Below are 20,597 nucleotides of genomic sequence, written 5' to 3' on the forward strand. Positions count from 1 at the left end.
ACTAACGATGCGTTAAGACCTCGCGAATTCCACTTAGCCCCCCGGAAATACTCTCCAGCTGCGTAAGCACGCTTTGTAGCTGACCGCCGCTGGAATTACGCAGGTTCCGGGTGAAGGTAGCTTTGATGTCGGCCCAGCGGGCAGCTTCGGCCTCCTGCAGCCAGCCCAGCAGCTCGCGCAGCTTGAGCAGATTGGCTTCGGTACCACTGGTGAGGGTTTGCGCTTCGTTGTCGTAGTGGGTGGTCAGCAGGGCGCGCACTTCGTCGTCGTTCATCACGGGGCGCACCTTTTCGGCTAGCTTGGCCATGTTGCGATAGGAGCCTTGCAGCTTGAAGGGCGGCTCGGTGCGGTACTCGTTGGCCTGGGCGGCCGAGCGAATGTACTCCTCGTTCACGCGGGCCACCACGTCGCGGATACGCAGCAGCTTTTGCAGCACGGCCACGTACTCGTTGATTTCCTCCGGCGAGTGGTTGGCTTCGAAGGTGAGGCCGGTGCTGTCGCCGGTTTCGGCCAGGCGAATGAGGGGGTACACGTCAGCCTGGCTTTTAGCCGCGAGGCGGCTCAGGATAGGGTTCGCCACGAGGGAGTTTTCGAGGTAGCTGAGCAGGAAAGTAGCCGCCGTGTCGCCGATAATATCGCCGAGGTTATAGATGTCGGCACGGTTGGCCAGCATGTCGGGGATGCGGAACTGCTCTCCCGATTCGGTGTAGGGGTTGCCGGCCATCACCACGGCCACCTTGCGCCCGCGGAAATCGTAGGTGCGAGCACGGCCCTGGTACACGCCCTCAATCTTGCGCTGGGCATCGCAGAGGGAAATGAATTTCTGCAGAAACTCGGGGTTGCAGTGCTGAATGTCGTCGAGGTAAATCATGACGTTGTCGCCCATCTCGAAAGCCAGGTTCAGCTTCAGCAGCTCTTCCCGGGCCCCGGAGTTGGGGGCCTGGGTGGGGTCGACGCTCGTCACGGCGTGCCCAATGGCCGGTCCGTTGATTTTCATGAAAATCAATCCAAGGCGATTAGCTACGTACTCCATCAGGGTGGTTTTGCCGTAGCCGGGCGGCGACACCAGCAGCAGCAGGCCCATGAGGTCGGTGCGCTTGTCGGCCCCCGCCGTGCCGATCTGCTTGGCCAGGTTGGCCCCGATGAGCGGCAGGTACACCTCGTCAATCAGCTTGTTGCGCACGAACGACGACAGCACCCGGGGCCGAAACTCCGCCAGCCGGAGCTCCTCGGCGAAACGGGCCACCAACTCCTTCTTCAGCGTGGTGAAGGCCTCAAACAGGGGTACCACGGTGCGCGTGTAATGGTGCAGCCGCCGCCGGAATTCCGGAAAATTCAGCGCGTAGCTACGCTCCTCAACGCGCACGTGCGAGCCTTGCAGGCCGGTCAGCGTTTCGCGCAGCGGCGTACGCACGATGCGGGCCGGGTCGAAGGAATTGGTTGCTAGCAGAACGGCGCACTCGTTGACTGCAGCGGTGTTGACCCCATCCCCCGACCCCTTCCCCTCCGGGGGAAGGGGAGCCGCGGAGTCAGCTGCTGGAGTCTGGCTCCCCTCCCCCTGGGGATTCCGCGCATCAAGCGGCGAAGGGCTGGGGGTGGGGTTTTGCACGAACGACCGCACCCAGTGCCGTACCAGCTGAAAGCGGGCGGCGGGCTGGTCGGTGAGCGCGGCAATGGAGGCCTCGTACTGCTCGGTGGCGTGGCGTTCCTTCAGCGACTGCTGGAGCTGCTGATACACCTCGGCCGCCTCACTGGAAATGACAAACGTTTCGCCCCGGGTCAATTCATAGAATAAGTACTCGCCGGCTTCGGCTACCTCCTGCAGCGCGAATAAGCCGGTGCCGGTGGCAAATTCCTCCACGGCTACTTGCAGCTCGCTCTTCAAGCTGTCGAACTCCCGCGAGTCGGGAAACACCTGTAGCAGCACGCCGATGCTTTGCAACTGTTGTTGCCAGGCCGCTTTTTTCTTGCGGCCAGTGAAGCCCTGCCAGTAGAGCGCGGCGGCGGCCCGGGTATCGGCCGGGTAGCGCAGCAAGTCGGCCGTGCGGGTGAGGCGCACCAGCGCTTCGAGCAGCAGGGCGGCGTCGTGGTCGTGCACACCCTTGAGGTAGCCCTCGGCGTAGCGCGGGGCCATGAACTGCTGCACGTGGGTGGTCAGCTCAGCCACGGTGAGGTGGGAAAGCTCCGGCAACGAAAGCACGGCGGGGAGGCCGTCGTGGGCGGGCACGGGATGCTGGGCGGCTTGCAACATGAGCCAGGCCAGGTACTCGGCGCGGTACACGTCGGCGTTTTCCGATACCAACGCTTGGTCCCACACGGCGCGAGCGGCCAGCACGGCGGGGTCGGTGATTTTCTGGAAGAAGTTGGTGCCGGTGAGGTGGTAGTGCAGGTCGCCGTCGCGCAGCACCACCGTCAGCTCCAGCGGCTGGGTATTCACGGTGAAGGCGTAGGGGCCGAATTTAAGGGCCTGCCCGCCGTCGGCGAATAGCTCGGCGCGGTCCTTGAGCTGGCGCACGGCGTCTTCCTTCACCGTTTTAAGCCGGCTCTGGATGTCATCGGCCTTCACCGGGTCGCCGAGGTCAAGCAGGTCCCGCACGGTCTGGCGCACCTTCTCCACCATCATATCCGAGGCAAAGTAGCCGTTGACTTCGGCCACCGTTGCGAAGCGGCCCAGTCGGTTTTGCACCGCTTTCAGGATGCACTCGGCCGATTGCAGCAAGGCTGAGGCGCGCTGATTGCGGGCGGCCACCAGGCTCACCTTACGCGACTCAAACGCCTCCGACACCTCCTCCCGCTTGCCCGCCAGTTGGCTGAGAAACTGGTCGAACTCCGGAAACTTACCTTCTAATTCCTCCAGCTGCACCATGAGCTTGGTGCTGTACTCGTCGCACTTGGTGGGCGCGTCGCACAGGTCGAGGTAGTTCACCAAGGCCTGGTCGAGCAGCTTGATTTGGGCGGTGAATTCCGCCTGCGCCTCGGTGCCGGCCAGAGCCTGCCGCCGCCGTTTCAGCGCCGCCCGAATCTGGTTGAAGCTGGCGTAAATGGTGGAGATGTTATCGATGATGCGCGTGGTCTGCGTGGGGTCCTCCATCGGCAGGTTGCTCACCACTTCAATCAGCAATTCCAGCTCGGCCGCGACGGCGTTGGCCTGCTTTTCCTGCTCATTGGCCTCGGCCACTTTCTGGACCTGCTCGATGGCGTCGGCAATGGCCTGCACGCGCCCGGAGTATGGCTTCAGCGCCTCGTCTTTCAGCAGGAACTCGACGGTCTGGGCGGCCACGTCTTTGCTGGTTTGCTCCAGCTCGGCGGCGGCTTTTTCCACGGTAGGCAGCTCCACGTAGCGCAATTCCTTGAGGGAAATGACCTCGCCGCGCACACCGCGCAACTCCGCCAGCAACTGCACGTATTCGTTCACCTCCGTAGCCGTGGTGCGCTTAATGCGGCCGGTCAGTTCGTCGGCCCGGGCCAGCACCCGCTGGGTTTCCGCGCCCGTGCTTTTGCGGATGCTCAGCACCTTCTCGAACTCCTCCACCGCCGCATTGGCCGCCTGCTGAATGTCGCGCAGCGGTTCGGCCAGGGCCTGAGCGGCGGGCTCGCGCAGCCAGTGGTACGTATCCGTAAGCGTGCCCGTGAGGCGAATCAGGTCGAGGTAGAGGCCAGCATAGCTGTCGTCTTTGCCCAGCAGCGTCAGCACCTCCTGCACCTCGGCCATGGCCCGCACGATTTCCTTATTGCCCAGCTTGTAGAGATAAGAATCCGAGGTAACCGGCAACTCGAAATCCGGCGCCACATAAGGCGTCTGCCAGATTTGCACCGCGTGGTGCTTCTTGGGCTCGTCGTCTTTGCGGAAGTAGCACAGCTCCCCGTTCTCAAACAGCGCGTACCCGTGGCAGGCAATGGGATTATCTACTCGCTGGGCAATGATGTTGTACGACAGCAGCAAATACGCGCCATTGTCCTTGTTGTAAAAAACGTACAGGAAATCCTCCCCGTTCGGCGATACGATCCGCTTCTCAAAAAGCATGTCGCGCAGCCCTTTTTCAAACAGCTTGCCCTCGCCGGTTTGCAGGTAGAAGCCGTGCGGAAAAATCAGCCCCTGGTTGTCCGGCAGCAGCACACAGGCCTCCGCCAGGGCATCTAAGCGCTGGGCCGTTTTCAGCTTGAAATTGAAGAGTAAATACCGGTAATCCTGCTCTTTATAGGGCCGGATTTTTAGCAGGATAATATTGCCGATGACGGCATAATAAATCTCCGAGTCATCCAGCGTTTGATCCTTGTCCAATACCGGCTCGGCATAAATACCGCGCCCGGTCGCCGTATTATTTTCCACCTTAATGGTGAGGTCGCCGTGGATGGTTTCCACGAAAATCTTGTCCTCGATGCTGATGTGCGGATGTTTTCCGCTCCGCTGCATGTCGCGGGTAGTCCGTTTCCAGGTAAACTCGTGCTGCGGCGGAAACGCGTATTCGTGGTCGCTGCGATTGTCGATGTACGTGAGCGTATCCGACTGCAGCAGCCACTTAAACGTCTTGATATCGTTGGCACTTTTGCCCACGCGGAACACCATGAATAAATGGCTTCCCAGCACCGCAAACTTGACAAATTGCGTATTCTTATAATAGCGGTATAAGTTCCGGAACTCCTCGATGAATTGCGCATGGGAGATAAGGTCCAGCGGCAACGGATGGAACTCATGATTTTCGTAGGAATACACTCCGAATACGTCGGATAAGTCAACCTGCGTTTTCAGGCCGATCACGACATTAAAGCCGAAGAGGAAATTGCGGCCCACCGGCACCATGTCCCACGGCACGCAATTGTTCTCCGTATTAATGCGGCCGGTACCAATCAGCCTGGTATCGATGGCGCCAAAGACGGTTTTGCGCTCCGCGTTGAGCCTTTCGAGGCGGGTGCGCAGATCCGCCCCGCTTTTCTGCAGCCGGTTGCGGAGGATTTCGTAGGTGCCGCCTTCCAGTTTGACCCCATCCCCCGGCCCCTTCCCCTCGGGGGGAAGGGGAGCCACGGCGGCGCTACTAGTTTGTTGGTCAGAGTTAATAGCAGAGGTATTATTTGGGCTCATAATTAGGATAGAGCGCGGCCAGATGCTCGGCAATCGTCTTTAGTACGTTGGAGGTATTATGAAGCACTTCTTCGTTCGTAAATCGCAGAACCAGAAAACCGCATTCTTGCAATTCGTGAGTGCGCCCACTATCATATTCGGCTTCGCCAATGTCGCCGTGAATACTGCCATCTACTTCGATGATGAGCCAAGCAGCCAGGCATACGAAATCGACAATGAACGACTTGATGGCATGCTGACGGCGAAAGGGTGCCCCGAGCTTGTTGCCGCGCAGTTCCTGCCACAGATGATTTTCGGCTGGGGTAGGATTCTTGCGGTTGTGCCGAGCATACTCTTTTAGAGAGGCTTTCCAGCGCTTGGCATCGGTGGTGTACATGCCGAACGGGTAAACCCCATCCCCCGACCCCTTCCCCTCCGGGGGAAGGGGAGCCTGACGCCTCTTTTCTAATTCTTCCTCTTCAGAATTCATTTTGCTTCCAAATCAGAAATCACGCCGCACCGCCGTGGCTCCCCTTCCCCCGGAGGGGAAGGGGCTGGGGGATGGGGTTTCATTACAACTGCAGCGTCTTAGCCGGCTTATCGCCAATTCCCAGCGCCTTGGCCGTATTGGCTAGCTGCGAAATGGTGTTCCGCGTGGCGTCATCACTAGCCTTGTTCATCATCTTCAGCAGCAGCGCCGAGACGCTCAGGTTCTTCATGTCCTCTGAGCTTAGCCCGAATTGGTCTACGAAACGGCGCAGATTCGTTTTGAAATCACCGCCATTGCCATCCAGCGAGAAGAAGGCGTCTTTCACGGTACCGAGAACCTCGGAGTTGTGCACGGCGCGGTCGACCATCTTGCCCTTCGTGATGGAGCCTATAATCTGGTCGAAGAACATCGTCTCGCCACCCACGATGTCGATCTTGGCCGACTTGAGGGCTTCGGATATAACCCCGGCCTGCGCGCTGGCAATGTCTTTCTGGATGGTGATCTGGGCCAGCTCCACCGCCTTGTCCTTGTCGAGGCGAAGCTTGAACTCCTCGTGTTCTTTGCCCACCCCGTCGAGCTTTTTCATGGCGTCGGCCTTGGCTTCGATGCCCTTGGCTTCCACCGCGAAGCGCTGCTCGTTCACCGTTACTTCGGCCAGGCCGCGCTTCTGGTCGGCGTCGGCTTTCGCTTCGATCACGCTGGCTTCAGCCAAACCTTTTTCGAGGGTCACTTTGGCGGCTACCACCCCCAGTTTCTCGTCGGCTTCGGCTTGGGCCGTGGCTTTCACCTGGATGGATTGCGCCTCGGCCGTGGCCGTGAGCTGCAGGACGTTGGCGGCCGATTCGCCTTCTTTCTGACGAGCGACGGCTTTGGCTTGCATCACCTGGGCCTCGGCCAGGCCCACGGCGCTGGCTTTGCTGGCCTCCGCCTCGGCCAGAATGCGGATGGCCTGGGAGCGGTGCTCGGCCGCAGCTTTCTCGGCCTCCGCATCGATGAGTGCCTGCTTAGCGCGGAACTCGGCGGCCTGCTTTTCCATCTCGGCGTTGCCCACGAAGCTGATGGTCGCCTGCTGGGTTTCCTGCTGGGCCTTGGTCACGGCCACCAGCTTTTCGCGGTCGGCCTGGGCCTGGGCGCGGGTGTCTTTGATGCGTTCCTCCTCCAGTACCGTGGCTTTCTCCACCGCAATCCGCTCGCGGATGATGCTCTGGATGTTCTTGCGTTCTTCTTCCAGCGCCTTTTCCTTTTCAATCTGGGCGAGGGCCACGATGCGCTCCCGCTCGTTGATTTCCAGGGAGCGGGCCTGTTCTACCCGCTCGGTTTCCACGGCGTCGGTGCGTTGCTTGTTGCGCTCGGCCACCAGGATTTGCCGGTCGCGGTTTTGCTCCGAAATCTTGATTTCCTCGTCGGCAACGATGCGGGCTTTTTCGCCTTTCATGCGCTCTTCCTGCCGCACTTTTTCGGTTTCGGAGGCTTCGCGGGCCTTGATGTTGGCAACTTCCCGGGCCTGCTTCTCCTGGGTTTCGGCCAGCTGCTTTTCGAGTTGCAGGATGGTTTCCTGGGCCTCCACGTCCTGCTTTTTGATGGTTTTCTGCTGGTCGCGCTGCAGCTGGTTGGCTTGAATCTTCTGCTCGGAAGTGAGCGCAATGATTTTCTTGATGCCTTCCGAATCGAGGATGTTGTCCTGATTCAGCGAAGAGAGAGGTGTTTGCTCCAGGTAATCGATGGCGCAGTCGTCGAGCACATACCCGTTCAAGTCCGTGCCGATGATGCGGAGAATTTCCTGCTTGAACTGCTCGCGGGAGTTGTACAGCTCAATAAAGTCGAAGTGTTTGCCCACCGTTTTCAAGGCTTCCGAAAACTTGGCGTCGAACAGGCTTTCGAGCGCCTGCGGGTCCGAAGCACGGTGGGCGCCGATGCTCTGGGCCACGTTCAACACGTCCTCGTGGGTCTTGTTGACGCGGATGAAGAAGTTCACCTTCACGTCGGCGCGCATGTTGTCTTTACACACCAGCCCCTCGGAGCCGGCCCGGGAGATGACGATGGTTTTCAGCTTGATGTCCATCACCTCCAAAACGTGGAGAATGGGCACCACAATGATGCCCGAGAAGGACACCTTGGCGTCGCCCATGCCGGTGCGCAGCAAGGCCTCGCCCTGCACGGCTTTTTTATACATCCGGGCAACAACCGCCAGGAAGCCCAGCAGAAACAAGCCGATAATAATCAGGACGGCCCAGGAAAGAGATGCTAGCATGTGCGTAAAGGAGTTGGAATAAGAGAAGTGAGGTTAAAGGTTCGGTTGTGGGGTTAAGTGGTAGCGTAGGGCTCAATCAGGTAGCAGCGGCGGGTGGCATCATAGTCAATTACCAGGGCCGTTTCGCCCTTGGCCAGCGGCGCATTGGTGCTGCGGACATTCAGCATGAGCGGCGCCCCATTGATGCGCACGGAAGCCTGGCCCAGGTGCTCGGCGGTGGCGGGCAGCAGCACGGTGCACACTTTGCCGATGACCACCGCGCCCGCGTCATGGTCTTTTTCCATGGCGGTGAACAGCTTCACGAAGGGCAGAGTCAGGAATCTGGCCACAAACAAGCTGCCCAGGAATAAGGGCAACAAGAAAGCCAGCCCGAGCAGCAGTGAGGTATTACCCGTGTAGTAGTTCACCAGGATGCTGCCCACCCAGAGCGGCAGAAACACGAAGCTGAGAAAGACCATCAGCGGGATGCGGCCCAGGTTGAAGAAAGCCAGCGCCCCATTCAGCCAACCGGTGCCCATGCCATCGTGCGGCACGTGCCCATTGTAGTGGAAATGGCCATGGTCGTCGATGCTAAGGTCCACGGTTTTCATATCCAGCAGCCCCGCGATGACGGTCAGCCAGTAAAGCAGCACGAAAACCAGCAGGCCCGTGGCAACCAGATTAGGCGGCGCGATAGCAGCTTGTAAAAGTTCGGTCATGGGCATACAAAGGGCAGCTTAAAAATAGAGAGATGGTGGTGATTCCAGCGGCGGCCCGGCCCCTTTTGGCTATTCGTTGTATCCAAGCTTTGCTTTTAAAGCTTTGAGATCTTCGCTGGCTTTACCAGCGCTAGTGGCACCCAGGGCCTGGTCGATTTCGGCATCAATGCTCTTGCCGGCTTGGGCAATTTCGCCGTAAGATTCAGCCAGCGCTTCCTGCACGGCAATTTTTTCCTTCATGCGCTCGAGCAGGGCCACCGTGCCCGAGGAGTCGAGCTGCGCCAACTGCTTGTTGATGGTGATGGTGGCAGTACTCACCGTGACCCGGGCCTTGAGGGTTTTGAGCTCGTTTTCCCACTGGCTGATGGTGGATTTGAGCGTGGCCACGTTTTGGTCCAGCTGAGCGGCCGAGCGCTCAAACTGCTCCTGATCGGTAGCGGCGCGGCTGGCCAGGGCTTCGTTTTCGGCCTTTTTCAGCAACGCTTCGCTCGCGAGGCGGTCGGCTTCGGCAGCATTCATCTCCCCTTTGTGAGCGCGTTGGAGCAGGAGCACGGCCTTATTCTCGTAGTCGGCAGCTTTCGCCCGGAAGCCCTCCCCCTCGTTGCGGGCCCGGATGGCCATGGCCTTTACTTCGGCCAAGCCGTGCAGGCTTTTGTCGAGGTCCTGGCGCAGGTCGCGCAGGCCCTGCTCGGTCATCTTGATGGGGTCTTCGAGTTGATTGACGGCAGCGTGGGCTTCCGACTGGCCGATTTTGAAGAGGCGGTTCAGGATGTTCATGGCGATGAGAGTTAGGCAGTGGGGGGTTTGGAGAACTGAATCAATTCCTCCGAAAATTCGCTGAGCAGCAAGCCCAGGGAATTGATGCACGCTTCCAGTTCGGGCAGGTCGAGGGTTTCGATTTGCAGGGTATCGCGGAAGATGAGCTTGCAGCCGCTGTCGTCGAGGGCGAAAGCGCCGTGGATGATATCGCGGTTCTTCTGTAAGAGGCGCTGGTAAACTGCCAGCGAAGGAGCCGGCAGGTCGAGCAGGTACTGCTCGATAATCAGCAGCGGGTCGCCGCAGCCAATAACGAGGTTCTTGATGGCCAGCTCCGGCTTGTCAACCACAAACACGCTTTCCTGCTCGTCGGCGTGGCGGATATCGAAGCCCAGTTCCAGCAGGTAGCCTTTGATGATGGTGAAGTAGGAGTTGGTCATGCGGTGACAATCGGGGGTTGAGGTTATGCTCAAAAAAGTAGCTACTTATACTAGGCTTCGTCGTACTTGTGGTAGATTTACGACACAATAATAAGCAAAGTTTTGAGATAGCTCATGTTTTGAGCAAATAATATTACGGTAACATGTCTAACGTCGGCAAGAATATTCGCAAGCTACGCACGGTTAAAAAGCTGAGCCAGGCAGCTTTCGCGGAATTATTTGGCCTGGCCCGGCCCAGCGTAGGGGCGTATGAGGAGGGCCGGTCGGAGCCAAAAATGGAAACGCTGATCCAGATTGCTCAGCATTTTGGCTTATCAGTCGACCTGCTACTTACAAAAGAGTTAACCATAAATGAGCTGTACCACTTCGATATTTTCAAGGAGCAGCTCCAGCAGCCGGCGCCGGCCCCCACCTTAGTGGCCAAAGCTGATCGGGCCCAAAATGTGACGCCGTTGGTGTACCGGAATCGAGCGCTGGAATACATTGTACATCACCACGACCCCGCCTTTGTGGATGCGTTGCCCTGGCTGCAGCTACCGCACCAGCTTACCGGCCCTACCCGGGCTTTCGAGGTCTCGGGCGCCGACATGCTGTTGCACCGGCAGGGGCTGCGCCACCAGGACATTGTGCTGTGCAGCCGCGTGGACAAGGCCGTACCCCGCCTCAAAGCGGGCAACGTGTACGTGTTCGTAACGCAGAGCAAAATACTTATTCGGCGTTTAGCTAAACGGCTGCTAGAAGATAAGCTGCTGCGCCTGCGCGCGGATAACCCCGACTACGGCAGCCTGGAGTTGGAACTATCACAAGTACTCGAAATCTGGGAGGTGCGCGGAGTCTTCACTACCCATTTGCGCCCCCCTGCCCTGCTCGATGAACGAGTAGCGGAGTTGGAGCGGAAAGTAGAAGAGCTTTTCGAGCGGGGCCTAAGTTAAGGCCCAGCCTATCTCGTTAAACTCTAATCCTCTTTTGAGTTGCTAAACACTTAGCGAAAAGGCCTAGCCGCCTTACACCCGGCAAAATGTAAAAAGCCCCGTTTCCAGCACGGAAACGGGGCTTTTTGTAGAGAGCGAGGGATTCGAACCCCCGGAGGTTTAACCCTCAACGGTTTTCAAGACCGCCGCAATCGACCACTCTGCCAGCTCTCTAGGCAAGCACGCATATACCTAAGCACATGCGAATCAATAAAAAAGGCTTTCCGGCGCGGAAAAAGCCTTTTAGTAGAGAAGGGGGGATTCGAACCCCCGATACCGTTGCCGGTATAACGGTTTTCGAAACCGTCGCATTCGACCACTCTGCCACCTCTCTAGTTGGTTCCCCGAGTGATTGGGGAGTGCAAAAGTAGAAAAGAAAGAGGAATGACAAACGAGAAATGCCGCATTTCTCACAAAATTTCTTCTATCCTCTTTAGAGCCAGTCCCTCCCCTGCTCACTCCTTATCCTGCAGCGAGCGCAGTGTCTCCTGCATCATGCGCCGTCGGCGCCCCGTGATGGCATCCATGCTCACGTTCACCTCGAAGCCGATAATCAGGGTCATGCACACGAATTCCAGCCACACCATAAAGCCCACCAGCGCGCCAATGGAGCCGTAGAAATGATTGTACGAATCGAAAATGCGGACGTAGAGCGTGAAGAGAAACGACACCAGGAAGATGAGCAGCGTAGCCACTACCGCCCCGGCCGACAGCAGGGGCCACTTATCCTGCACCGGCGGCACGAAGTAATAGATCACGCAGGTGGTGCTTAGAAACAGGCCCACCAGCGACCCGTAGCGAATCAGGGTCAGCACCAAATCGGTGAATCGCTCGGAGATGATTTCGTAGAATACCAGCCCGTCAATCAGGTAGGTGCCAAAGAAGATGCCGGCAATGGCCAGCACCAGAATCAACGAGAGCACGAACGTGAGTACCGTTGCAATCAAGCGCTTGCGAAGGTAGCTGCGGTGCTTAAACCAGGGGTATTTCTTCTCGAAGGCATCGAGCAGCGCCATGATGCCATTCGAGCTGAGCACCAGCGCCGTGCCAAAACCAAAGGAGAGCAGCCCGCCATGCGGAATATTCACAATGTCCTCAATCGTCGAGGCCGTGGCCGCGTACAGCTCGCGCGGCATGAAATCGCCGAGAAACTGCAGAATGTCCACGTTCAAATTCGGAACGGGGATGTACGGAATGAGGGTGAACAGAAAAATGATGGTCGGAAACAGGGCCACCGTGAGGTTGAAAGCCATGTAGGCGGCGCGCTTCTCCAGGCTGTCGAGGCGCAGCTCGTGCAGAATGCGGTCGAGCACGTCGTACACCGAGGCGTGCCCCCCGGGCAGGCGCAGGCGCTTCAGCCCCACAATTAGCCGCCGGTAAGGCCGCTGCTTGCGCACATCCGGGAAACGAGTACGACGGATAACGGGGACTTTCAAGTATCACAAAGCATTAAGGAACATCTAACGGCTAGAGAGCGGCCAGTTGCTGACGCTTCTTGCCCGTTAGAGTAGCTGTTCATTTTCTAAATGCGGCCGGAGCCGGGGCATCGGGCGCGATAGCCCCGGGCGAGGGCAGCACCGGGCTATCAAATTCATCGTCGCTAAAATAGGCTGCCAGCCGCTCCTGAATGCGGGCCGGCATGGGCACGGGCCGGCCAGTGGTAGTTTTTACGAACACCATCAGGGTATGGCCCTCAGTGAGGAGCTGGCCGGCTTCGTTGTAAATCTCATACTCAAACAGCACCCGGGCCCCTTCGGCCGGCTGGCGCAACAAGAGCCGCACCGTCAGTAAGTCGTCGTAGCGGGCGGGCCGGCGGAAACGGGTGCGAAGCTCGCCCACGGGCATGCCCACGCCGTCGGCTTCCATTTCCTTGTAGCTGATGCCCAGCTTCCGAAACGCCTCGGTGCGGGACACTTCAAAGTACGCCGCGTAGTTGCCGTGATAGACGTAGCCCATCTGGTCGGTTTCGGCGTAACGGACGCGAATCTGAATGTCGGAAGTATACATAATGAAGACTGGAACGTCCGGTCGAGCGTGGCCGAGACACCTCACTCGCGTCGTCTGACGATAGCGTTACTATTCCAAACTCAAGCGAGACGTCTCGGCGGCCGCCCGACCGGACGCTCTATACCTAGTTACAGGCTACCTGATACTAGCAGTACCTGTTTTTCAGGCCAGAGGTTTTACCCAAGCTACCGGATGCCCGCCCGGGTGAGGGCGGCCTGATAGCGGCGGGCATTCAGCGTGTGCTCGGCCTCGTTCGTTGCGAAGGCATGGTAGCCGCTGAAGTCCTCCTTGGCGCAGAAGTACAGGTAGTTGTTACTCTCCGGCTTCAACACGGCGTCGATGCTGGCGATGCTGGGCAGGTTAATTGGCCCGGGCGGCAGGCCGGCGTACTTATAGGTGTTGTAGGGCGAGTCTTTCTGCAAGTGGACGTTGAGCACCCGCTTGATGGTAAAGTCGCCGTTGGCGTACACCACCGTGGGGTCGGCTTGCAGCTTCATGCCGCGCTTCAGGCGATTCAGGTACACCCCCGCGATGCGCGGCCGCTCGTCAGGGTGCTGCTGCTGCTCGGCTTCCACGATGCTGGCCAGGGTGCTCACCTCGGCGCGGGTCAGGTGCCGCTTCTCCCGAGCGGCATCCCGGGCCGGCGTCCAGAACTTCTCGTACTCCTTCTTCATCCGCTTCATCAGGTTGTCGGCCGACGTGTTCCAGTACAATTCGTACGTGTTCGGGATGAACATGCTGAGCACCGTGGTGGTGTCGAAACCCAGGCCGCGCGTGTAGCTGGGGCTGCTCAGCAACGAATCAATCTCGCGGGGGCGGGCATCAATCTGATCCGAGAGCTTATCGGCCAGCTCCCGCCGCAGCCGCACGTTGGTGAACGTGAGCTTGAGCGGTGACTGCAGGCCGGCTTTCAGCACGTTAATCAGCTGGCGGTTGGTGTAGCCGTCCTTCAGCTCGTAGCGGCCCGGCTTTACGTGCCCGGGGTATTTCATGAGCTTCGCCACAAAGTGCAGCGAGAGCCTGTCGACCACCACGCCCGTCGCCTCTATGGTCCGGAGGGCCTGCTGCCAGTCCTGGCCGCGGTGCACGACGACGTAGGTCGGCTTGCCCTTGGTTTCGATGTTGGCGGTGAAGAACACCTGGTAGAAATAGAAGGAAAAACACACCAGCGTGAGCGTAAAAACGACGCTGACGGTGGCCCAGCGCCGGCGGCGTTTCAGGGCTTGGTCGCGGTATTCGATGGCCGACTTTTTGGCAGGCTGGGACATGGGAAATCAGAAAAGAAAACAGGGGCGGCCTCAAAAGTACGAAGGGCCGCAAACGCAGCGGGCGACTGGTCGGTTAGTTGTTGTGTTTCGGTTGGGCGTAGTACCTTGCCCGCGCCTTCGGCCCGGCCGGCCCAGTCATTGCCGCCGCAGCCCGTTAACAGCCGGCCCTGGCACGCCGTCACATTCTTCATTCCTAAGCTCTTCTCATGCCCGCCACTCTCCTGCGCATTCATCCTGATAACCCGCCCCTTAGCCGCATCCAGCAAGCCGTTGACGTACTGCGCAAAGGGGGGGTTATTATTTATCCCACCGACACGGTTTATGGCATTGGCTGCGACGTAACCAATGCCAAGGCCGTCGACAAGGTCTGCCGCATCAAGAATTTATTCCCCGAAAAGGCCAACCTGAGCTTCATCTGCCACGACCTTTCGCACATTTCCGACTACGCCCACGGCATCACCACCTCCACGTATAAGGTCATCAAAAAAGCCTTGCCCGGCCCGTTCACCTTCATCTTCGAAGCCAGCGCCAAAGCGCCCCGCTTCGGCGGGGTGAAGCGGAAAACGGTAGGTATTCGGGTGCCCGACAACCAAATTATCCTCCAATTGGTCAAGGAGCTAGGTAATCCCATTGTGAGCACCTCCGTGCGGGAAGATGAAAACACTCTCGAAGAATACGTCACCGACCCCGACCTCATCTTTGAAAAATACCGCCTGCTGGTCGACCTCGTCATCGACGGCGGCTTCGGCGGCATCACCCCGAGCACCATTGTCGACTGCACCAACGACGACTTCGAGTTAATCCGCCAGGGTGCCGGGGACATCGAGCAGTACCTGTAAAACGGGAAGGCAACTCATCGTAACTAGCCCTTCACGCCTCAAACAGCCCCGCAGCAGTTCCCCTCACGCAACAGCCAGGCTGCTATCGTGAAAATATAAAAGCCCCGATTCGGCGTACCGAGTCGGGGCTTTTTAGTTGATACACGCTCGTTGCTGTAATCCAAAGAGCTGTTTCTATGGCGCGGCCGGGGAACCTCACGTGACCCCTACGGGACGGACCCCAGTTCGCTTCATGCGCGAAGCCTCAGGAGAGGGGAGCCAGACGCCAGGTATACGGGGGAAATGATTCTGAAATTATTCGGTAGGTAGTGCACGGAGATGGATTCCAGCTGCTGGGACGTCGAAGGACTCGGACGATAACCAGGGTAACGAGCACATAGCCCTCACCTTTTATGCTTCCACCGACGATGCGTCCACAAATACTGCTCGGGCGAGGTGCGCATATCCTGCTCCAGCTGCCGGGCGAATGCCTCGGTTACCGGAAATTTACCGGCCGGGGCCGCGGCGGCGACCCGGCCATCGGGCAGCTCGGTGAACGTCACTGCGTAGTGCCCGCGCCGCACCCGGCGAATGCCTACGTACAGCACCGCGCAATCGAGCTGCGCCGCCAGCCGGTCGGCACTGGTGTAAAAGCTGGTGTCCTGGTGCAGAAAGGTGGTCCAGTAAGGCCGGTCTTCAGGCCCCGCGGCCTGGTCGGTGAGCAAACTGAGGGTGCGGCCCTCCCCTTTGTGCGCCACCAGATAGCGTAGCGTCGCGAGCATGGGCACGGCATCGGCTCCGAGCCGGGTGCGCAGCCGCCGCATGAAGCTTTCAAAAAACGGGTTGCTCAGGGGCTTGTACACGCCCGCCGCCCGGCCCGGGAACTCCAGCGCCGCCCCGGCCAGAATCCACTCCCAGTTGCCCATGTGCGAGCCCAGCGACAGCACCAGCCGCTGCTCGGCAAAGGGCCGCGTCATCAGCTCGGGATTGGTGAAGTGCAGGCGCCGCGCCAACTCTCCGGGCCTTATCGCCGCCAGCTTCAGAATCTCAACCACCACCTGCGCAAAGTGCCAGTAAAAGCCTTTTCTGATGCGCTCAATCTCCGTGGCCGATTTGTCCGGAAAGGAATTGCTCAGGTTGGTCGTCACCACCTGCCAGCGGTAGCGCAGCACGTAGGCCAGCAGAAAGTAAATACCGCCGGCCAACCCGTACAGCACTGTCAGCGGTAAGTGGGCCACGCCCAGCAGCAGCCAGCGCAGCGGCTCGAAGTACCAGGCGTAGGCCGGCCCGCCGCCGGGCGCCGACCCTTTCACTCCGTTGTTCATCGGGACGGGGCCGCGCCGGCCGGGGCGTACTCGCCGGGGGTGCGCTGGCCAATGGCCCGGTGCCCCGCCAGCAGCTTTTTCGTGTTGGGCCCGCCATAAACCTCCACAAACAGCGTAAACGGTCCCTCCGGGAGCGGGCCCAGCGGAAGCTGGCCGACGACCGGGGTGGGTCGCCCGCTTTGGGGAGTGAGGGCCGCATCGGCATCCGCCGCCGAGCCATCGGGAGTGGTTAGGTGGTAATGCACGCGCAGGGGCTGGCCCGCGGGCGCATTGTGGAGCTCGGTGTAGAAAAAGATGTTGTCGGCGCCCCGAGCGTAGGCGTTGTCGGGGGTCCGGGTGAGGCGGTAGCCCCCGCGGGTAAAATTGTCGGCGCCGCCGCTCCGAACCGCGGGCTGAGCCAGCAGCACGATGTCGGCGAGAAACGGGCCCGCAGGCGCTTCCAGCACCAGGGGCTTCTCGACGGTGGCTTCGCCGTTGGCCTTGCGGTACTGGTCGCGCACGGTAGCGCGGACGGTGTACTTACCATCCGGCAGCAGAATCCTTTTCAAAAAGCTTTGCGGATTCTTAATGGCAATGGTCGTGTCGGTGAGCACGGGCGGCTTTAGCGTGATCACCTCGTGGTAGGCCGGCTGGCCGTCGGCTTTGAGAACGTCCAGGGTAACGGTGGCGGCCGACTGGAAGGACCGGGGCGCGCGCTGCCGGTAAGTCAACGACTGCGTGGGCACGGTAACGTAAATTTCCACTTCCGCGCCTTTCTGCACCTGGTTCAGGTTGCGGAAGCGGGCCACGTCCAACAAAATCTGGGGAGTGCCGGCCCGCCCGGCGAGTGAGGCGAAGGCAGCAAATAGTAGGAAAAAGAAGCGGCGCATAAGGCAAAAGTAAGCCCTTGAAGCAAGTACACCGCGGGCTTCGGTGCAACCTTCGCGTCATCAACGGCTGCCCATCTCCTAATTTTCGTCCGTGCTCATACTCACCGAACTGCACTACCACCCGCCCGCCGCGCTTTTCGCCGAGCTGCTTCGTGCCGACGGTATCCTGCTCGAAGCGCACGAGCACTACCGCAAGCAAACGTTTCGTAACCGCTGCCTTATTCGCACGGCCCAGGGCGTGCAGCCCCTCACCGTGCCGGTTATCGATGGCAACCGGGCCGCAAAGGTCAGCATCGCCGCCGTCGAAATCGACTACCGGCAGAATTGGATTCACCGCCACTGGCGCACCTTACAAACCGCCTACGGCAACAGCCCGTATTTTGAGTATTACGCCGACTACCTGCACGATATTTACGTAGGTAAGCCTATCTTGCTCTTCGACCTGAACTTGCAATTTCTGCGCTTATTGCTGCGCTGCTTTCGACTGACCCTGCCCATTCATCTCACCACCTCTTACCTTCCTGACTACTCCGCGCAACCTTCTTTCGACAATGCTGATCTTGTTACTACGCGCCTGCCCCTCGTGGACCGACGCGACTGGTTGACACCCAAAGCCGCCTCTAAGACGGCCGACCCTGACAGTCCGGCAGCCCATTCGCTGGTGCGGCCGTACCCACAGGTGTTTGGCCCAGGTTTTGAGCCGGGGCTGAGTGTACTGGATCTTTTGTTCTCGCAGGGACCCGCGGCCGGCGCTTTTTTACGGTAGCTGGTATTTTACACCGCAATCCGTAATTTGGAGCCGACGTTAAATTAACTTACGAGCCGTTCCCGGCCCGAACCTTCGCCCGAATCAGCTTGTTTTCAAGCTACCTCGGCCCAACCCGTTATTCGTGTATTCTCCCGACGCGGGGCTATCTGATTTTTCACTACGTTTATTGGCATGGAAGCTAAATTCTCAAACCGCGTCAAAGAGGTCATCTCCCTCAGTCGGGAAGAGGCCATCCGTCTCGGTCACGACTACATCGGTACCGAGCACCTGCTCCTGGGCATGATTCGCGAGGCGGAAGGCACCGCCCTGGGCCTGCTGCGTAAGCTGGGCGTATCCATTGATGAGCTGAAGTTCTCGCTGGAGCAGGCTACCCGCAACACCGCCAATCAGGGCACCAGCATCACCGGCTCGATTCCGCTTACCAAGCAGACGGAGAAGGTGCTGAAAATAACCTATCTGGAAGCTAAAATCTTTAAGTCCGAAATCATCGGTACCGAACACCTGCTGTTGTCTATCCTGCGGGACGAAGACAACATATCTTCTCAAATTCTTTCCAAGTTTAACGTGAACTACGAAACTGTGCGCGATTCGCTGGACTACCATGGCAACGCGTCGCCGAGCCCCAAAGCCGGCCCCGATACCGACGATGACGACAACGACAAGCTGTTTGGCTCCTCGGGTCCGGGCGGCCGGGGCAGCGCCGGTAGCTCGGCCACCAAGAAGCCGGGCGAGAAATCGCGCACTCCGGTGCTCGATAACTTTGGCCGCGACCTCACCAAGCTTGCCGAAGACGACAAGCTGGACCCCATCGTGGGCCGCGAGAAAGAGATTGAGCGCGTGGCCCAGATCCTAAGCCGCCGCAAAAAGAACAACCCCATTCTGATCGGGGAGCCCGGCGTGGGCAAAACCGCCATTGCCGAAGGCCTGGCCCTGCGCATCATCCAGAAGAAGGTGAGCCGCGTGCTGTTCAACAAGCGCGTGGTAACCCTCGACCTAGCTTCGCTGGTGGCCGGCACCAAGTACCGCGGCCAGTTTGAGGAGCGCATGAAGGCCGTGATGAATGAGCTGGAGAAGTCGCCCGACGTGATTCTGTTCATTGATGAGCTGCACACCATCGTGGGCGCCGGGGGCGCTTCGGGCTCGCTCGACGCGTCGAACATGTTTAAGCCGGCGCTGGCCCGGGGCGAGATTCAATGCATCGGCGCCACCACGCTGGATGAGTACCGCCAGTACATCGAGAAAGACGGCGCCTTAGCGCGTCGTTTCCAAATGGTGATGGTGGACCCCACCACGCCCGAGGAGACCATCGAGATCCTGCACAACATCAAGGACAAGTACCAGGACCACCACCACGTGGTGTACACCGACAAGGCCATTGAGCAGTGCGTGATGCTGAGCGACCGCTACATGAGCGACCGGTTCCTGCCTGACAAGGCCATCGACATTCTCGACGAAGCCGGGGCCCGCGTGCACATCAACAACATCGTGGTGCCCGAGGACATTCTCGCGCTCGAGGAGCAGATTGAGAACATCAAGGGCGAGAAAAACCGGGTGGTGAAATCGCAGAAATACGAAGAGGCTGCCAAGCTCCGCGACACCGAGAAGAAGCTGCTCGACCAGCTCGAATCGGCTAAAAAGAGCTGGGAAGAGGAAACCAAGAAGAAGCGCTACACGGTGAAAGAGGAAAACGTGGCCGAGGTTATCGCCATGATGACCGGCATCCCCGTTTCGCGCGTGGCTCAGAATGAGAGCCAGAAGCTCCTCAACATGAACGACGAGCTGCAAGGCAAGGTGATTGGCCAGGACAAGGCCATCAAACAGCTCGTGAAAGCTATCCAGCGCACGCGGGTTGGCTTGAAGGACCCTAAGAAGCCGATTGGCTCGTTCGTGTTCCTCGGCCCCACGGGTGTGGGTAAAACCGAGCTGGCCAAGGTGCTGGCGACGTACTTGTTCGACAAGGAAGACGCGCTGGTGCGCGTCGACATGTCGGAATACATGGAGAAGTTCAGCGTTTCGCGCCTGGTCGGCGCGCCTCCCGGCTACGTGGGCTACGAAGAAGGCGGCCAGCTGACGGAGAAAATCCGCCGCAAGCCTTACTCGGTAATCCTGCTCGACGAAATTGAGAAGGCACACCCGGACGTGTACAACCTGCTGCTGCAAGTGCTCGACGACGGCATCCTGACCGATGGCCTCGGCCGCAAGGTGGACTTCCGCAACACCATCATTATCATGACCTCGAACATCGGGGCCCGTGACCTGCAGGACTTTGGCGCCGGCATCGGCTTTGGCACCAAGGCCCGGCAGGAGAATATGGACGAGCTGACCAAGGGCACCATTACCAACGCCCTGAAGAAGACCTTCTCGCCCGAATTCCTCAACCGCCTGGATGACGTCATCGTCTTCAACTCGCTGGACAAAAAAGACATTCACCGAATCATCGACATTAGCCTCGGCAAGCTCCTCTCGCGGGTGCAGGCGCTGGGCTACCGGGTCGAGCTGACCGAAAAGGCCAAGGATTTTGTGGCGGAAAAAGGCTACGACCCCAAATACGGTGCTCGCCCCCTGAACCGCGCCATCCAGAAGTACATCGAAGACCCGATTGCGGAGGAAATCCTCAAAGCGCAGGTGGTGCACGGCGACGTCATCACGGCCGACTATGAGGAAGGCAAGGAAGAGCTGATTTTTGCCGTCAGCAAAAGCGGCGAAGCTCAGAACCTCGCGAGCGACGAGCGGCCGGCCGAAACGCCGGAAGCACCCGACGCGGACTCGAAAAAGTAAGCGGGTCACAGCCGTAGCTATAGCTTAGCCAGGTAACAGAAGCCGGCCCTTGCGAAGGGCCGGCTTTTTTGTTTAGAGTGGATAGAGTTAAAAAGACT

General features: G+C 59.2%; 15 protein-coding genes and 2 tRNA genes. 4 read left to right on the forward strand and 13 right to left on the reverse strand.

Annotation, left to right across the window (positions count from 1 at the left end; translation table 11 throughout):
- Position 1: 1 nt before the first annotated feature.
- The 6 genes from IC235_RS00140 to IC235_RS00165 form a co-directional block, all read right to left on the reverse strand.
- Complete coding sequence (locus IC235_RS00140) at positions 2 to 5,023, reverse strand: DNA repair ATPase (protein WP_317173500.1); 5,022 nt, start codon at positions 5,021 to 5,023, stop codon at positions 2 to 4.
- A gap of 43 nt (positions 5,024 to 5,066) precedes the next feature.
- A complete protein-coding gene (locus IC235_RS00145) occupies positions 5,067 to 5,549 on the reverse strand; it encodes an endonuclease domain-containing protein (protein ID WP_223846991.1) in 483 nt (160 codons plus the stop codon).
- Between the two features lie 82 nt (positions 5,550 to 5,631).
- Complete coding sequence (locus tag IC235_RS00150; RefSeq protein WP_191003135.1) at positions 5,632 to 7,800, reverse strand: flotillin family protein; 2,169 nt, start codon at positions 7,798 to 7,800, stop codon at positions 5,632 to 5,634.
- A 53-nt stretch (positions 7,801 to 7,853) separates the two neighbouring features.
- Complete coding sequence (locus tag IC235_RS00155; protein ID WP_191003136.1) at positions 7,854 to 8,498, reverse strand: hypothetical protein; 645 nt, start codon at positions 8,496 to 8,498, stop codon at positions 7,854 to 7,856.
- 69 nt (positions 8,499 to 8,567) lie between these two features.
- On the reverse strand, positions 8,568 to 9,275 hold the full coding sequence (locus IC235_RS00160) for a PspA/IM30 family protein (RefSeq protein ID WP_191003137.1): 708 nt from the start codon (positions 9,273 to 9,275) through the stop codon (positions 8,568 to 8,570).
- Positions 9,276 to 9,286: 11 nt separating this feature from the next.
- A complete protein-coding gene (locus tag IC235_RS00165; protein WP_191003138.1) occupies positions 9,287 to 9,694 on the reverse strand; it encodes a type III secretion system chaperone family protein in 408 nt (135 codons plus the stop codon).
- A 143-nt stretch (positions 9,695 to 9,837) separates the two neighbouring features.
- Between IC235_RS00165 and IC235_RS00170 the strand changes: the two genes are divergently transcribed.
- Complete coding sequence (locus IC235_RS00170) at positions 9,838 to 10,626, forward strand: XRE family transcriptional regulator (protein WP_191003139.1); 789 nt, start codon at positions 9,838 to 9,840, stop codon at positions 10,624 to 10,626.
- Between the two features lie 128 nt (positions 10,627 to 10,754).
- Here the strand turns inward: IC235_RS00170 and IC235_RS00175 are convergent.
- The 5 genes from IC235_RS00175 to mltG all read right to left on the reverse strand — a co-directional run bounded on the left by IC235_RS00175 (position 10,755) and on the right by mltG (position 13,940).
- Positions 10,755 to 10,839, reverse strand: a tRNA-Ser gene (locus IC235_RS00175).
- A 73-nt stretch (positions 10,840 to 10,912) separates the two neighbouring features.
- A tRNA-Ser gene (locus IC235_RS00180) sits at positions 10,913 to 10,999 on the reverse strand.
- A gap of 121 nt (positions 11,000 to 11,120) precedes the next feature.
- On the reverse strand, positions 11,121 to 12,101 hold the full coding sequence (locus IC235_RS00185; protein ID WP_191003140.1) for a YihY/virulence factor BrkB family protein: 981 nt from the start codon (positions 12,099 to 12,101) through the stop codon (positions 11,121 to 11,123).
- Between the two features lie 79 nt (positions 12,102 to 12,180).
- Positions 12,181 to 12,672, reverse strand: coding sequence for an acyl-CoA thioesterase (locus IC235_RS00190; RefSeq protein ID WP_191003141.1), 492 nt, complete (start codon positions 12,670 to 12,672; stop codon positions 12,181 to 12,183).
- Between the two features lie 185 nt (positions 12,673 to 12,857).
- Positions 12,858 to 13,940 carry an endolytic transglycosylase MltG gene (gene mltG, locus IC235_RS00195; protein ID WP_191003142.1) on the reverse strand — a complete coding sequence of 361 codons (1,083 nt, stop codon included), beginning with the start codon at positions 13,938 to 13,940 and terminating at the stop codon, positions 12,858 to 12,860.
- 206 nt (positions 13,941 to 14,146) lie between these two features.
- On the opposite strand from mltG, the gene IC235_RS00200 reads away from it, so the two are divergent.
- Positions 14,147 to 14,779, forward strand: coding sequence for an L-threonylcarbamoyladenylate synthase (locus IC235_RS00200; protein ID WP_191003143.1), 633 nt, complete (start codon positions 14,147 to 14,149; stop codon positions 14,777 to 14,779).
- Positions 14,780 to 15,162: 383 nt separating this feature from the next.
- Here IC235_RS00200 and IC235_RS00205 read toward each other — a convergent pair whose 3' ends face one another.
- Positions 15,163 to 16,083, reverse strand: a complete 921-nt coding sequence (locus tag IC235_RS00205) for a lysophospholipid acyltransferase family protein (protein ID WP_223846992.1) — start codon at positions 16,081 to 16,083, stop codon at positions 15,163 to 15,165.
- The gene (locus IC235_RS00210) at positions 16,080 to 16,952 is read right to left on the reverse strand and encodes a hypothetical protein (RefSeq protein WP_191003144.1); all 873 of its coding nucleotides are present in this window, start codon (positions 16,950 to 16,952) and stop codon (positions 16,080 to 16,082) included. The genes IC235_RS00205 and IC235_RS00210 overlap by 4 nt, the downstream gene beginning before the upstream one ends.
- Before the next feature lie 91 nt (positions 16,953 to 17,043).
- Here IC235_RS00210 and IC235_RS00215 point away from each other — a divergent pair, with 91 nt between their 5' ends.
- Both IC235_RS00215 and IC235_RS00220 read left to right on the forward strand, forming a co-directional pair.
- Positions 17,044 to 17,718 carry a WbqC family protein gene (locus tag IC235_RS00215; protein ID WP_191003145.1) on the forward strand — a complete coding sequence of 225 codons (675 nt, stop codon included), beginning with the start codon at positions 17,044 to 17,046 and terminating at the stop codon, positions 17,716 to 17,718.
- A 174-nt stretch (positions 17,719 to 17,892) separates the two neighbouring features.
- Positions 17,893 to 20,499 (forward strand): ATP-dependent Clp protease ATP-binding subunit, encoded by a 2,607-nt coding sequence (locus IC235_RS00220; RefSeq protein WP_191003146.1) that lies wholly within the window; start codon positions 17,893 to 17,895, stop codon positions 20,497 to 20,499.
- The last annotated feature ends 98 nt before the right edge of the window (positions 20,500 to 20,597 follow it).

It is taken from the genome of Hymenobacter montanus (assembly GCF_014699115.1).
GTDB classification, from domain to species: domain Bacteria; phylum Bacteroidota; class Bacteroidia; order Cytophagales; family Hymenobacteraceae; genus Hymenobacter; species Hymenobacter montanus.

Bases quoted from the DNA above. Each gene is read 5' to 3' on its own strand.
- IC235_RS00200 (WP_191003143.1), top strand. From the start codon at position 14,147: ATGCCCGCCACTCTCCTGCGCATTCATCCTGATAACCCGCCCCTTAGC.
- mltG (WP_191003142.1), bottom strand. From the start codon at position 13,940: ATGTCCCAGCCTGCCAAAAAGTCGGCCATCGAATACCGCGACCAAGCC.
- IC235_RS00165 (WP_191003138.1), bottom strand. From the start codon at position 9,694: ATGACCAACTCCTACTTCACCATCATCAAAGGCTACCTGCTGGAACTG.
- IC235_RS00155 (WP_191003136.1), bottom strand. From the start codon at position 8,498: ATGACCGAACTTTTACAAGCTGCTATCGCGCCGCCTAATCTGGTTGCC.
- IC235_RS00170 (WP_191003139.1), top strand. From the start codon at position 9,838: ATGTCTAACGTCGGCAAGAATATTCGCAAGCTACGCACGGTTAAAAAG.
- IC235_RS00210 (WP_191003144.1), bottom strand. From the start codon at position 16,952: ATGCGCCGCTTCTTTTTCCTACTATTTGCTGCCTTCGCCTCACTCGCC.
- IC235_RS00190 (WP_191003141.1), bottom strand. From the start codon at position 12,672: ATGTATACTTCCGACATTCAGATTCGCGTCCGTTACGCCGAAACCGAC.
- IC235_RS00220 (WP_191003146.1), top strand. From the start codon at position 17,893: ATGGAAGCTAAATTCTCAAACCGCGTCAAAGAGGTCATCTCCCTCAGT.
- IC235_RS00150 (WP_191003135.1), bottom strand. From the start codon at position 7,800: ATGCTAGCATCTCTTTCCTGGGCCGTCCTGATTATTATCGGCTTGTTT.
- IC235_RS00205 (WP_223846992.1), bottom strand. From the start codon at position 16,083: ATGAACAACGGAGTGAAAGGGTCGGCGCCCGGCGGCGGGCCGGCCTAC.
- IC235_RS00145 (WP_223846991.1), bottom strand. From the start codon at position 5,549: ATGAATTCTGAAGAGGAAGAATTAGAAAAGAGGCGTCAGGCTCCCCTT.
- IC235_RS00160 (WP_191003137.1), bottom strand. From the start codon at position 9,275: ATGAACATCCTGAACCGCCTCTTCAAAATCGGCCAGTCGGAAGCCCAC.